The sequence below is a fragment of the Streptomyces sp. HNM0574 genome (genome assembly GCF_012726235.1).
GTDB lineage: Bacteria > Actinomycetota > Actinomycetes > Streptomycetales > Streptomycetaceae > Streptomyces.
In genome coordinates, this window is the sequence record NZ_JAASAH010000009.1 from 73535 (window position 1) to 86839 (window position 13305).

The following is a 13305-nucleotide window of genomic DNA, read 5'->3' on the forward strand; positions in this document are numbered from 1 at the left end:
GCGGAACCGGCGCGGTTCAGCCGCCGAACGCCCAGGAGCCGAGCACGTAGGTCATGGCGACGACCCAGGTGACGGCGAGGACGGTGGCGAACAGCAGGGAGGTGTGGTGGATCTTGCTCATGCCTCCAGCCTCGCGGTCACCGGCCGTCCAACCCATAGGCATGGCTACTCAGTTCGAGGTGCGGGTACTCAGTTCGACCCCGACGTGCCTCCTCAGCCCGCGCCGTGCTCCCGCAGCGCCTCCCGGCACAGCGCGTCGGCGCGGCGGGTGGTCTCGGGCAGCCGGTAGCCGGGGGCGAGCGCGAGCGTGAGGGCGCAGGCCCCGTCCAGGCCCGCGCGGTGCCCGGCCGAGACGTACACCGGCTTCACCCCGGCCCGGGTGCGCAGCGCCCGCCCGACCTCCTCCGCGCCGTCCAGCAGCGGCGCGGCCTCGCCCCGCGCGGGGCCGAGAGGTGCGTGCGTGAAGCCGAAGGGGTTCTTCGCGACGCCGATCGACGGCAGCCCCGTCAGCACCCCGAGGTGCGAGGCGAGCCCGAAGCGGCGCGGGTGGGCCAGCCCGTAGCCGTCGCAGACCAGCGCCGAGGGCTCCCGGCCCAGCCGCTCGCGGAGCACGGCGAGCGCGTCCAGCACGGCCGGGATCTCCCGGAAGGCCAGCAGGCCCGGCACATAGGGGAAGGCGACCCGGCCGGTGGCGGTGGCGGTGGCGACCGTCTCCAGCGAGCCGCAGTCCAGCGCGACGGCCGCCGCCGCGACCCGGTCGCGCTCGTCGTCGTACGCCACGTCCAGCCCGACGGCCGTGGCGCCCGGGGTGCCCGGCGCGGGAAGGTGGTCCGCCGGATCGACCAGGGCCCGGAGCCGGTCCTGCTCGGCCCGCGCCTCCGTCTCGCTACGGGGCCACGCCGCCGCCCGCGCGGGTACGTCACTGCTGCTCATGGGAGCGTCACCGTACAGCAGTTCGCCCCGGCCGCATCCCGCGGAGCCCTCCGTCCCGGCGGGCAGTACTGCCCGGCTTCGGCGCCGGATGCCAGAATGCCCGGTATGGAATGGTCTTCAGCGGCAGCGGACGGCACTTCCGGACCGGCGGGGACGGCTCCCCCGGACGGTCCCCCCGGCGCCGGACCCGGCACGGCCGACGCCTGGCACGCCCTGCGCGGCGACCCCGCGCTGCTCGACCGGGTCGGCCACGCCACCAGGCCCGGGCTGCTGCCCGCGCGGCTGCCGGTGCTCGGCCTCGCCCGGGCGAGCGTCGCCGCCTGCTCGCTGGCCGCCGCCGAGCTCTCGTCCGTACGGTCGGCGGGCGGGGAGGTCCCGGAGGTCCGGGTCGACGACGGTGCCGTCGCCGCCGCCTTCTCCAGCGAGCGGAAGCTCCTGATCGACGGCAGGTCCCCGGTGAACTTCGCGCCGCTGTCCCGGTTCTGGCCCACCGCCGACGGCTGGCTGCGCACCCACGCCAACTACCCGCACCACCGCGCGCGGCTGCTGCACGCCCTCGGCGTCGACGACTCCGGCGACGACGCGGCGGCCGCCGCCGTGGCCCGGCTGCTCGCCGAGCGGAAGGCCACGGAGGTGGAGGAGGCCGTGTTCGCGGCGGGCGGCCTCGCCGTCGCCGTACGCGGCCCCGAGGAGTGGGCCGAGCACCCGCAGGGCACCGCCGTGGCGGCCAAACCCCTGCTCACCCTCGAACGCCTCGACAGCGCCCCGGCCCTCCCCTTCCGCGCCCCCGGCGAGGCGTCCGGCGCGGCACGGGGGCTGCGGGTGCTCGACCTGACGCGGGTCATCGCGGGCCCGGTCGCCACCCGTACGCTCGCGCTGCTCGGCGCGCAGGTGCTGCGTCTGGACCCGCCGCACCTCCCGGAGCCCCCGGACGCGCACGCCGACACCGGCTTCGGGAAGCGCTCCGCCACCCTGGACCTCGCCCGCCGCAGCGGCCAGGCCACCTTCGAGGAGCTGCTGTCCTCGGCCGACGTCGTCCTCACCGGCTACCGCCCCGGCGCGCTCGACCGCTTCGGCCTCGCCCCCGAGTCCCTGGCCGACCGCCGACCGGGCCTCGTCGTCGGGCAGTTGAGCGCCTGGGGCGCGCCCGGCCCGTGGCACCGGCGGCGCGGCTTCGACAGCCTGGTGCAGGCCGCGACCGGCATCGCCGCCACCGAGTCGGCCCCCGACGGCACCCCCGGAGCCCTCCCCGTCCAGGCCCTCGACCACGGCACCGGCTACCTGCTGGCGGCCGCCGTCCTGCGCGCCGTCACCGAAGCGCACACGGCCACCGCAGGCTCCCGCGTCCTCCGCCTCACCCTCGCCCGCACCGCCACCTGGCTCCTCAACACCAACACCCCACCCGCACAACCGACTCAGGCCGACACCCCCCTCACCCCCTGGCTCACCGAGTCCGACACCCCCCTCGGCCACCTCCACCACGCCCGCTCCCCCCTCCACTACACCAACGCCCCCACCACCTGGCCCCACCCACCAGGCCACCCGGGAACCGACCCCTGCACCTGGTGGTGAACGCGGGGCGTCAGGGGCGCGGGGAACTGCGCGAACAACCACAACGGCGCCGCACGGGGCACACACACCAGCCCCCACAAAGGGGGGCGCGGGGAACTGCGCGAACAACCACGACGGCGCCGCACGGGACACCCAGCCGCTACCCCCGCGAACCCCCGTCGCCCAGCTCAGGCACCCCCTTGGCGCGCCCCCGCTCCACCGTCACGCCGCCCCAGAACGCGAACCCGGTGACCACGACGCGCGGCGCCCCCCGCTCCCCCGGCCCCTCGGCCGTCGCGTCGAAGCCGCCCATGACACCGAGGCCGCGCGAGACCACCTCGACGCCCGGCGGAACCGTGATCTTGACGCCGCCCATGACGGCGAAGCAGCGGATCACCGTCTCGCGGTCCTCGAACCGCGCCTCGCGCAGGTCGAGTTCGCCGCCCCCGCAGAAGGCGACGGCCGTGAACAGGCGGGGCACCGTCCAGCCGCCGACGCGGCGGAAGCCGCCCAGCAGACCCAGTCCCCAGCGCGAGCCGCCGGGCCCGCCGATCCGCTCCGGCCAGCGCGTCCCCGTACCGGGCGGCACCTCGGCGGCCGGCGACGGGCGCTCCGCCGGAGCGGGCAGGTCGCGTACCAGCGGGACGAGTTCGCCCCGGGTGCGGGCGTGGTAGGCGGTGTCCAGGCGCTCCTGGAACTCGTCCATGTCCAGGCGGCCTTCGGCCAGCGCGTCCCGCAGCAGGTCGGCGACCCGCTCACGTTCGGCGTCGGAGGCCCGCATGTCCGGAAGGTCGTCCGTCATGCCGCGCAGCCTACGCCGGAGCACCGGGCCCCGGCCGCTACCCGGCGGCGGCGAGCACCCGTTCTCCGAGCGCGACGGAGGCGAAGCCGAGGAGCAGTACGGCGGTGGCGACGCGGGTGCGGCCCCGCCGGCTGAGCTCGATCGCCGTGCCGGAGAGCAGCAGCGCCATCCCGTAGAACCCGACGGTCACCAGCGACGGTTCGCTCCGTACCCGCACGACGAGGGCGACGGCCACGGCCGCCATCACGGCCCCCGACAGCACGATCCGCACCCGCCGCGCCTGCCGCGGCGTCAGCCCCTGCGGCGCCTCGTCGCGGGCCTCGTCGTCCTCCGGGTCGTCCTCCGGGCCCTCTCCGGGACCCTCGTCCGGGGGGCCGTCGGGACGCTCGTCGACGTCCTCGTCCGGACGCTCGTCCACGTCCGGTGCCGGGGCCTTCTCCGGGCCCTCGTCCGCCCCCGTCTCCGAGGCCGCCCCCTTGCCCCGGCCTCCCGCACCGCCGCCCTCGACGGCCTTCTCCCCGTCCGCGCCCGGCAGTTCCTTCACCCCGTCCCCGGCTTCCGCCCGGGCTCCGCCTTCCGGCAGGGGTTCGGTCGCGGCGTCGCCGTCCGGAGCGGGTGCGGCGGGTGTGCGGTCCGTGGCGGCGTCGGACCGGGACGGGTGCTTGGCTTCGGGCATGTCCCGGACATTATCCGCCCGGGCCTCCTCCCCCGCCCCCGGGTCCGTACGCGGGGAACTCCGCGACCGGCCACGACGCACCCGCGGCCCGCGACGCGCGGACAGGGGCGTCCCCGAACCGGGCCCGCCGCCGGCCGGAAGAGCTCAGCCGCCCGCCCAGTCGCGCAGCGCGCCGCGGCTGTCGAACTTGCCGAGGTTGGTGTCGATCGGGTCGTCCGTGTACTGGTGGAACGTCCACGGGTGCTGGACGCCGGGGCTGCCCGGCTTGCCGTTGTAGTGCGCGATCCACAGGCCGTCGCCGGGGAAGGACGTGGTGTCGCGGTTCAGCCAGAAGTCGACGTTGCAGTACAGCAGCACCTTGTGGTTCGGGCGCTTGTCCTGCACGTACTTGATCCAGCGGTCCTTGTCCGCGTTGCTGACGTCCGGGTCCTCCCAGTCGAGGACGAGCATGTCGCCGGCGGCGAGCTTGATCTCGTCGAGGAAGTAGTCGGCCTGGGCGCTCATGCTGCCCGCGCGGGCGAAGTGGTAGAAGCCGGTGACGAGTCCGGCCTCGCGCGCGGTGCTGCGCTGCTTCACCCACTTCGGGTTCTTGTAGGACGTGCCCTCGCTGACCTTGATGAAGACGAAGTCGAGGCCCTTCGTGCTGTAGTCGGACGGCTGGTACGAGGAGACATCGACACCCTTGATCACGGCCACACCCCTGTCTTCGTCAACTTCCCCTGCGCCACAAGCGGTTCATCACGGAACGGATACCCGGCACGACGCCCGCCGTATCCCCCGCCGCATCCCCTATGCGTATCTCACCCGCGCCGCGGCCGCCACGGGTTTGCCGAACCGGCCGGCGGGCCCCGGCGCACGCCCCGGGGCCCGCCGGAGATCAACTCGCGGGCGCCTCCGCCCCGTCGAAGACCTTGCCCGGGTTGAGGATGCCGTGCGGGTCGAGGGCGGCCTTGACGGCGCGGTGCATGTCCAGGACGGGCGGGGAGAGTTCGGTGCTCATGCCGCGCTTCTTGAGGAGGCCGACGCCGTGTTCGCCGGTGACGGTGCCGCCCAGCGCGATCGCGTCGTCCAGGATGACCTCGAAGGCCCGCTGCGCCCGCGTGCGCGCCCGCTCGTCGCCGGCGGGCGTGATGATGAGCGGGTGCAGGTTGCCGTCCCCGGCGTGCGCGATGTTGGCGATGAGCACGTCGTGCGCCGCCGCCGTCTTCTCGATCCGGGCGAGCATCTCGGGGACGACGGTGCGCGGGACGCACACGTCCTCGGTGAGGACGGGGCCGAGCCGCTCCAGCGCAGGGTAGGCGAGGCGGCGCGCGTCGAACAGGGCGTCGGCCTCCCGCTGGTCGGCGGAGACGGCGGCCCAGGTGGCGCCCGCCGCCGCGAAGCTGTCCCGGACGCCCGCGGCCTCCGCGTCCCCGGCCTCGCCGGGGGTGTCGACGCGGGCGAGGAGGACCACGTCGGCGTCGGCCGAGAGGCCCATGTTCTTCCAGGCGTCGACGGCCTCCAGGCAGTGCCGGTCGACGAGTTCGAGCGCGGACGGGACCGCGCCGGAGGCGACGACGGCGCTGACGGCCTCCCCCGCCGTGACGACCGAGTCGAAGAAGCCCGCGACGGTGCGCTCCGGCTGCCGTGCGGGCCGCAGCCGCACCGTGACCTCGGTGATCACCCCGAGCGTGCCCTCGGAGCCGACCATCAGCCCGCACAGGTCGTACCCGGTGACGCCCTTGGCGGTGCGCCGCCCGAGCCGGACGGTCTCGCCGCGCCCGGTGACGGCCTCCAGGCCGAGCACGTAGTCCCGGGTCACCCCGTACTTGGCGCAGCACATGCCGCCCGCGTTGGTGGCGACGTTGCCGCCGATCGTCGACCAGGGGGAACTGGCCGGGTCCGGCGGGTACCAGAGCCCGTGCTCGGCGCAGGCGGCGCGCAGGTCGTCGTTGACGACGCCGGGCTGGACGACGGCGAGCCGCTCCTCGCGGTCGATCTCCAGCACCGCGTTCATCGCCTCGAAGGAGACGACGACGCAGCCGTCGACGGCGTTGGCGCCGCCGGACAGCCCGGTTCCGGCGCCGCGCGGCACGAGGGGTATGCGGTGCTCCAGGCAGTACCGGACGAGCTCGCGCACCTGGCCGGTCCCGCGGGGCCGCACCAGCGCGAGGGGTTCGCCGTACGGCGCCCACTCGGCCTCGTCGTGCCGGTACGCCGCGAGGACGCCCGGGTCCAGCACGACATGTTCCCCGCCCAGTGCCGCGGCCAGCCCGCGTGCCGTGTCCGTCATCCCTCGGCCGCCTTCCCGTCGCTCGCGCCGGCGCCGCTCGGCCCGGCCTCGGGCCACCCTGCCACGGGCCGTTGCCCGGGCCATCTACCGGGGCGGCCGCCGGAGTCCGGCCGTGGCGGGGAAACGGAACCTGACGCCGCCTCACCTCCGGCGCGTGGACGGGACCCGGCGGGGAACTCTCTCGGGGAAGGCAAGGCAACCTCTGGAAAACGAGGTAACCATGGCTCTTTCCTACCGGCACCAGCGGCCGGACACCGCACCCGGCGACCACCGCCCCGGCGAGGGCGTCCCGCCCGGGGCCGCCGCCGAGGACCCCGCTTCCGACGGCGGGCCCGACGCGCCCGAGGGCTCCTGTCGCCACCGACGGGCCCACATCGTCGACTCCCTGTTCCACGGCGGCGGTTACGCCACCGACGCCAGCCGCCGCATCTTCTGCGACCGGTGCCGCCTCCAGCGCTGGCTGCGCGTCGAGGCGGCGCTCACCACCTGCCAGGAACGGCTGGGCATGGTGCCCCCCGGCTCGGCCGCGCAGGTGGCGCGGGCCTGCGAGCCGGGGCGCGTCGATCTGACCGCGCTGGCCCCCGAGTTCCGGCGCACCGGGCACTCGCTGGTACCGCTGCTGCGGGGCCTGGAGGCCGCCTGCGAGGACGTGTCCGGGGAGATGGTGCATCTCGGGGCCACCACGCAGGACATCCAGGACACCGCCCAGTCCCTGGAGATGCGGGACGTACTGGACGAGGCCGACCGTCAACTCGGCGCGATGGTACGGCGGTTGACCGCGCTCGCCGAGGAGCACCGGGACAGTCTCATGGCGGGACGCACGCACGGCCAGCCCGCGCTGCCGATGACCTTCGGCCTGAAGGTCGCGGGCTGGCTCGACGAACTCACCCGGCACGGCGAGCGCCTGGCCCAGTTACGCCCGCGCGTCCTCGTCGCGCAGCTGTCCGGCGGCGTCGGCACGATGGCGGGCTTCGACGGCCGGGGCCGCAGGCTGCTGGCCGACTTCGCCGCCGAACTCGGCCTCGGCACCCCGGAGATCGGCTGGCACTCCACCCGGGACCGGGTCGCCGAGTTCGGCAGCGCGCTGGCGATGGTCACCGGCACGCTCGCCCGGGTCGCCGACGAGATACGGGTGCTCTCCCGGCCCGAGGTCGGGGAGGTCAGCGAGGGCTGGGAGTTCGGCCGGGTCGGCAGCAGCACGATGCCGCACAAGCGGAACCCGGAACGCTCGGCGCAGGTCGTGCTGCTGGCGCGGCTCGCCCGTTCCGACGCGGCGCTCGGCCTGGAGGCCATGGTGCAGGAGCACGAGCGGGACTCGCGCGGGCTGCGCATGGAGTGGGTCGCGGTCGCGGACGTCTCGCACCACACCCTGGCGGCGCTCGGCATCCTGAACGAGGTGCTGGCCGGGCTCCAGGTGCACGCGGAGCGGATGGCGCAGAACGCGCACGCCTTCGCCGAGTCGCTGTGCACCGAGGCGGTGATGCTCGCGCTGAGCGGCTCCCTGGGCCGCCAGAGCGCCCACACGCTGGTCTACCGGCTCAGCCAGCAGGCCCGTTCGGAGGGGGCGGGGCTGCGCGCGACGCTGCTGGCCGACCCGGCGGTCAGCGCCGTGCTGACCCCGGACGACCTGGACGGGCTGCTCGACCCGGGCCGGTACGTCGGCGAGTCACGGGAGCTCACCGACCGCGCCCTGGCCCGGGCCCGTGCCTGGTGCCCCGAAGCCACCCCGGAGGGAGCACACCGGTGACGGAACTGCTGCGTTTCGACGGCGAGCGGGCCACCGAGGCGGACACCGAGGCCCATACGCCCGACATGCTGGCCCAGCGCCGCCATCTGCGCCGCTGCCTCGACCTGCGGCCGGGCGACCGGCTGCTGGACATCGGCTGCGGCCCCGGCTACCTGATCTCCGAGCTGCTGCCGGACGTCGGCCCCGAGGGCCGCGCGGTCGGCATCGACATCAGCGAGTCCATGCTGGACCTGGCCGGGCGGCGCTGCGCCGGGGCCACCGCGGACGGCCGGGTGGAGCTGCGCACCGGCCGCGCGGAGAACGTCCCGTTCCCCGAGGGGACGTTCGACGCGGCGGTGGTGGTGCAGGTCTACGAGTACGTCGAGGACATCCGGCGGGCGCTGGGCGAGCTGTACCGCGTGCTGCGCCCCGGGGGCCGGGCGGTCGTGCTGGACACCGACTGGGACTCGCTGGTGTGGCACTCGGCCGACCGCCCCCGGATGCGGGAGATCCAGGAGCTGTGGGACGACCACGTCGCCCACCCGCGCCTGCCGCAGCAGCTGAGCCCGCTGCTGCGCGAGGCGGGCTTCGCCGAGGAGAGCCTGACCACGCTGACGTTCCTGGACCGGCGCTGCGACCCGGGCGCGTACAGCTACTGGCAGATCGGGTTCATCGAGGCGTTCCTGGAGACCCATCCGCGCGCCGAGGCGGCGCGGGTCCGCGCCTGGGCCGAGGAGCTGCGTCAACTGGCCGCCGAGGGACGGTACTTCTTCAGCCTCGGCCGGTACGCCTTCACCTTCCGCAAGCCGGACTGACCCGGCTCCCCCGCTCCCGCCGGAGGCGTCCCCTCCGGCGGGAGCGGGATCTCAGCCCATCCGGCGCTCGAAGTCGCGGAGGAAACCGGCGAGCGCGGCGACGCCCTCCTGCGGCATGCCGTTGTAGACGGAGGCCCGCACACCGCCCGCCACCCGGTGCCCGGCCAGGCCCAACAGCCCCGCGTCGGCGGCCTGTGCGACGAAGGCGCCGGTCAGCGACTCGTCGGCGAGGCGGAAGACGATGTTGGTGACGGAGCGGTGCGCGGGCAGGGCCATGGGGACGTAGAAGTCCGAGGCGTCCAGCTCCCGGTACAGCGTCGCGGCCTTGTGCTCGTTCGCCTTCTCGACGGGCCCGAGGCCGCCCTGTTCCGCGATCCACTCCAGGACCAGGGAGAGCACGAACACCGCGAAGGTGTTGGGGGTGTTGTCGAGCGAACGGGTCGAGGCGTACACCGAGTAGTCGAGCAGCCGGGGGGTGTGCGGCAGCGCGTGGCCGAGCAGGTCGCTCCTGGCGGTGACCAGGGCCATGCTCGCCGGGCCGAGGTTCTTCTGGAACCCGGCGTACAGCAGTCCGAAGCGGCCGAGGTCGAGGCGGCGGGAGAGGATGTCGCTGGTCGCGTCCACCACGAGGGGGGCGCGGACCTCGGGGAAGCGGGTCCAACGGGTGCCGTAGACCGTGTTGTTGCTGGTCAGGTGGAGGTACGCGGCGTCGCCCGGACAGCGCCGCGGATCCACCTCGGGTATCCGGTCGAAGCCGGTCCCCTCGCTGGAGGCGACGGTGACCGCGCGGCCGAAGCGGGCCCCCTCCCGCCGGGCCTGCTGGGCGAAGAGGCCGCTGTCGACGTAGCCGGCGGTACGGCTGGGCGAGCGGGCGAGGAGGTTGAGCGGCACCGCCGAGCACTGCATCCGGGCGCCGCCGTGCACGAACAGCAGCCGGTGGTCGTCGGGCAGTTCGCACAGCCGCCGGAAGCGCTGCTCGGTCTCCTCCAGCAGGGCGGTGAACCTGCGGCTCTTGTGGCTGATCTCGACGACGGAGGCCCCGTCCCGCACGTGCCCGGCGAACTCCGCGCGTACCCGCGCGGCGACCGCGCGGGGCAGCGTCCCCGGCCCGGCGCAGAAGTTGTACGTCCCGTGCGGGGTCACCGCCACGGGGGCGGGCTCGGGTCCGGCGGGCTGTCCGGTCACGCGATCACATCCTCAGGTGCTCCACGAGTGCTTCGATCCCGTCGCGCCGCAGCAGGTCGACGGCGTCCGCCGCCGGGTTCCGCAGGTCGGTCAACCGGCGCTCCAGCGGCTCCAGTTCGGTCACGTCGGCGGCGCCGCCGCGGCGCAGGCCCTCCCGGGCGGCCCGCAGGGCCCGCTCGCCCCAGGCGTCCATCCGGGCGCCCACGACCTCGGTGTGCCAGCCCCGGGTCTGCGCCTGCTCGGTGGCGGCGCGGGAGACGTCGAGGGTCCACGGCGCGAACAGCTCCCGGCACGCGGTCAGGTTGTCCAGCCAGCCCAGGACTATGGCCAGCCACGCGAAGGTCTCCTCGCGCCCCATCGTCGGCAGCTGCCGCACCTCGATGAAGGTGCCGCGCCCGGCGTCCCGCAGCACCGCCTCGGGGCGTCCGGCGTCGACCGCGTCCAGCACCTCCTGGACGCTGCACGACTCGTCGAGCCGCATCCGCACCCGTACGGCGGGCCAGTAGAAGACGAGGCCCGAGGCCAGGTCGGGGGTGGTGCAGCGCAGGCTGCGCTTGGCGCCGTGCACGTCCGTGAACTCCGCCTCGCCCAGGGCCGCGAAGCCCTCCGTGGTCAGTTCCGGGTCGACGGGGCGGTAGATGGTGCCCTGCCGGACGACCTCGAAGACGGGCAGCGCCCAGGCGTCCCGCATGTAGTCCGACAGGTTCCGGTACGTACGCCGGGGGTAGAGCAGCCGGTCGGCGAAGAAGGGGTTGGTGGCGGCGAGTTCGGTGTAGCCGCGCAGGCGGAGCGACTGCCAGGGCTGGACGCGGCCGCCGAACACGGCCGAGTTGGCGCCCCAGGCGCACAGCAGCGGGGTCATCGCGATGAGCGTGTTGCAGGCGGGCACCACGTCGGCGAGCGGCACGTCGATGTTGAACTGGACGGCAGCGAAGCCGGGCCAGGCGTCCGGCGCGTAGTGCCCGGGCCGGCGTTCCGCCTGGGCCAGCCAGAAGGTGTAGTGGCCCTTGTCCGCCAGGTAGGGGCGGCCGAGGGTCTCGGTGCGCGGCTGGCAGCCGTGCGCCAGCGCGGACAGCCCCTCCGCGCGGAGGGCCGGCAGCAGCAGCGAGTCCAGCGTGCCGTTCCACGCCGCCCTGCTGCGGGCGAAGCCGTCCTCCGGCGGGAGGGCCATCTCGACGGTGCAGATGCCGTAGTCGTTGCCGATGTCCAGCGTGCCGTCGCCGCGCTTGGCGCGGACACCGACGACGGTTCCGGTCGTGCCGTCACGGTAGGTGTCGAACCCCTCGTGCCCGGCCAGCCGTTGGAAGAAGGCGTGCACCGGCGGGCTGTCGGCCGCCGTCCCGCTGTGGTCGACGACGGGCAGTTCCGACTCGATGCCAATGTTCACGAATACGCCTTCGCCGCAGTGCCAGCAGGGTCGGGCACGAGGGTACGGTCACCGTCCTCGCGACTCTCAGTCACACAACGGGGCTTCACGCTTTACGGTGATCTCCAGTCCGTCACCCACGGCGAGCACCTGACTCTGCGCGTCCGGGACCCCGGCGACGTGCCGCTGGTAGGCGGCGATGACGGCGGCGTTCTTCCGGGGCGTGACGATGTTGTCGGCGACCACCAGACCGCCGGGCCGGAGCACCGCCCAGGTCGCGTCGAAGTCCCGGGGGTACAGCTCCTTCCAGTGGTCGAGCAGCACCAGGTCCACCGGCCCCGGCAGGGTGGGCACCAGCTCGGGCGCCTCCAGACCGGTCAGCTCCACGTACTCGCGCAGGCCGGCCGAGGTGAGGAAGGCGTGCTGCTCGGCGCGCTTCTCCGGGTCGACCTCGATGGAGTACAGCCGCCCGCCGGTGGCGCGTACCGCCTCGGCCAGCCAGACCGTCGAGTAGCCCACGGAGCCGCCGACTTCGAGGACGATCCGGGCGCGGGTGCCGCGCACCAGGGTGTTGAGGAACTGTCCGGCCTCGGGGCCGACGTCGAGCATGAAGGAGGCGGCCTGTTCGCGCAGCGCGGTGCCGCCGGCGGCGCGCAGCTCCTCCAGCTGCTGCTGCTCCTTGCGGGAGCGCGCCTCCAGTTCCTTGAGGACGGCGTCGACCCGGTCGTCGGGCACGGCCCGCTCGACGGCCGCCGTCATGCGGGACCGCTTCCGGTTCCGGTTCCGAAGAAGCGGTGGGCGTTGTCGCAGAGCAGCTTCCGCTTCACCTGGTCGCTCAGATCGCCCCGTTCGGCGAGCGAGGTGACGGCGCCGGGGAATTTCGCGTCGAAGTGCGGGAAGTCGCTGGCGAACAGGAGATTGTCGGCGAGCCCGTGTTCCACCAGCATCGCCAGCAGCGGGTCCTCCGGCTCGATTCCGAGATAGCACTGACGCCGGAAGTATTCACTGGGTTTCAGCGGCAGCGGTTCCCTGTCCTTGGCGAACTGCTCGACGTGGTCGTCCATACGGTGCAGCCAGAACGGCGCCCATCCGGCGCCGCTCTCCATGAAGGCGAAGTTCAGCCGGGGATAACGCTCCAGCACACCGGCGGTGATGAGCACCATGACCGCCGTCATGTGCTCGAAGGTGTGGCTGACGAGATGGCCCTGCATGGTGTCGTGCGTGCGTTCCGTGCCGACCCGGGGAATTTTCGCGACGCCGAATCCCTCGTGGAAACAGACCGCGATTCCGTTGGTCTCGCAGAACTCCCACAGCCGCTCGTACACCGGGTCGTCGATGTTCGTCCCGGCGACGGTGTTGGGCCGCAGGATGACGGTGCGGATGCCGGCGTCCCGCACCCGGCGGGCCTCGGCGACGGCGAGCGTGACGTCGTGCTGCGGGAGCACGGCGACGGGCAGCAGCCTGCCGGGTTCCGCCGAACAGTAGGCCATGGCCCAGTCGTTGTACGCCTTGGCGATCTCGTACGCGAAGGCGGCGCTGCGCAGCGCCGGGAGCAGGCCGAGCACCTTGGACGGGAAGATGTACGCCTGCGAGATGCCCTCGCGGTCCATGGCCTTGAGCCGGTCCTGCGGGTCGAGTCCGCCGCGCTTGAGGGCGCCGAGCACCTCGACGGTGGCGGGGTCGTCGTACAGCCAGCTTCCCGGTGTGTACGTCGCGCCCTGGGTGCTGCCGAACCAGGCCGCCTGGGTGGGTTTTCCGTGGAATGTGGGCGAGGGGCCCTCGATGACCCGTCCCTCGGCGAAGAGGACGTCGTCCTGGTACCTGGGCATCCAATCCTCGTACTGCCGCGGAATCCTGCCGCGCCACCATTCGTCCGAATCGGGAAGAACGATGTGGCTGTCCGCGTCGATCACCGGGAAATCGTGCTGAGCGGCCATGGAGCCCTCCTCGTATTGCGCGGGAGAGGAAATGTGCGCAGG

12 protein-coding genes are annotated in these 13305 nt (G+C 74.0%); 3 read left to right on the top strand and 9 right to left on the bottom strand.

Annotated features, from left to right (window positions below):
• Positions 1–213: 213 nt before the first annotated feature.
• Complete coding sequence (locus tag HCC30_RS16965) at positions 214–933, bottom strand: endonuclease V (protein WP_169443409.1); 720 nt, start codon at positions 931–933, stop codon at positions 214–216.
• A gap of 105 nt (positions 934–1038) precedes the next feature.
• Here HCC30_RS16965 and HCC30_RS16970 point away from each other — a divergent pair, with 105 nt between their 5' ends.
• Complete coding sequence (locus tag HCC30_RS16970) at positions 1039–2505, top strand: CoA transferase (protein ID WP_169443410.1); 1467 nt, start codon at positions 1039–1041, stop codon at positions 2503–2505.
• A gap of 139 nt (positions 2506–2644) precedes the next feature.
• Here HCC30_RS16970 and HCC30_RS16975 read toward each other — a convergent pair whose 3' ends face one another.
• The 4 genes from HCC30_RS16975 to HCC30_RS16990 all read right to left on the bottom strand — a co-directional run bounded on the left by HCC30_RS16975 (position 2645) and on the right by HCC30_RS16990 (position 6234).
• The gene (locus HCC30_RS16975) at positions 2645–3286 is read right to left on the bottom strand and encodes a DUF1707 domain-containing protein (protein ID WP_169443411.1); all 642 of its coding nucleotides are present in this window, start codon (positions 3284–3286) and stop codon (positions 2645–2647) included.
• A 37-nt stretch (positions 3287–3323) separates the two neighbouring features.
• Positions 3324–3962, bottom strand: a complete 639-nt coding sequence (locus HCC30_RS28685) for a hypothetical protein (protein ID WP_240979660.1) — start codon at positions 3960–3962, stop codon at positions 3324–3326.
• Between the two features lie 144 nt (positions 3963–4106).
• Positions 4107–4652 carry a glycoside hydrolase family 25 protein gene (locus tag HCC30_RS16985; protein WP_169443412.1) on the bottom strand — a complete coding sequence of 182 codons (546 nt, stop codon included), beginning with the start codon at positions 4650–4652 and terminating at the stop codon, positions 4107–4109.
• Positions 4653–4839: 187 nt separating this feature from the next.
• Positions 4840–6234, bottom strand: coding sequence for an FAD-linked oxidase C-terminal domain-containing protein (locus HCC30_RS16990; protein ID WP_169443413.1), 1395 nt, complete (start codon positions 6232–6234; stop codon positions 4840–4842).
• 220 nt (positions 6235–6454) lie between these two features.
• Here HCC30_RS16990 and HCC30_RS16995 point away from each other — a divergent pair, with 220 nt between their 5' ends.
• A complete protein-coding gene (locus tag HCC30_RS16995) occupies positions 6455–7981 on the top strand; it encodes an adenylosuccinate lyase family protein (protein ID WP_169443414.1) in 1527 nt (508 codons plus the stop codon).
• Entirely contained in the window at positions 7978–8775 is a 798-nt protein-coding gene (locus HCC30_RS17000) for a methyltransferase domain-containing protein (RefSeq protein ID WP_169443415.1), read from the top strand. Before HCC30_RS16995 ends, HCC30_RS17000 begins: the two co-directional genes overlap by 4 nt.
• A gap of 51 nt (positions 8776–8826) precedes the next feature.
• Here HCC30_RS17000 and serC read toward each other — a convergent pair whose 3' ends face one another.
• From serC to HCC30_RS17020, 4 genes are all read right to left on the bottom strand, one after another.
• On the bottom strand, positions 8827–9960 hold the full coding sequence (serC, locus tag HCC30_RS17005; RefSeq protein WP_346776665.1) for a 3-phosphoserine/phosphohydroxythreonine transaminase: 1134 nt from the start codon (positions 9958–9960) through the stop codon (positions 8827–8829).
• 4 nt (positions 9961–9964) lie between these two features.
• Complete coding sequence (locus tag HCC30_RS17010) at positions 9965–11347, bottom strand: glutamate-cysteine ligase family protein (RefSeq protein WP_169443416.1); 1383 nt, start codon at positions 11345–11347, stop codon at positions 9965–9967.
• Between the two features lie 66 nt (positions 11348–11413).
• Complete coding sequence (locus HCC30_RS17015) at positions 11414–12085, bottom strand: class I SAM-dependent methyltransferase (RefSeq protein WP_169443417.1); 672 nt, start codon at positions 12083–12085, stop codon at positions 11414–11416.
• Positions 12082–13263 carry an amidohydrolase family protein gene (locus tag HCC30_RS17020; protein WP_169443418.1) on the bottom strand — a complete coding sequence of 394 codons (1182 nt, stop codon included), beginning with the start codon at positions 13261–13263 and terminating at the stop codon, positions 12082–12084. Before HCC30_RS17020 ends, HCC30_RS17015 begins: the two co-directional genes overlap by 4 nt.
• Positions 13264–13305: the final 42 nt, after the last annotated feature.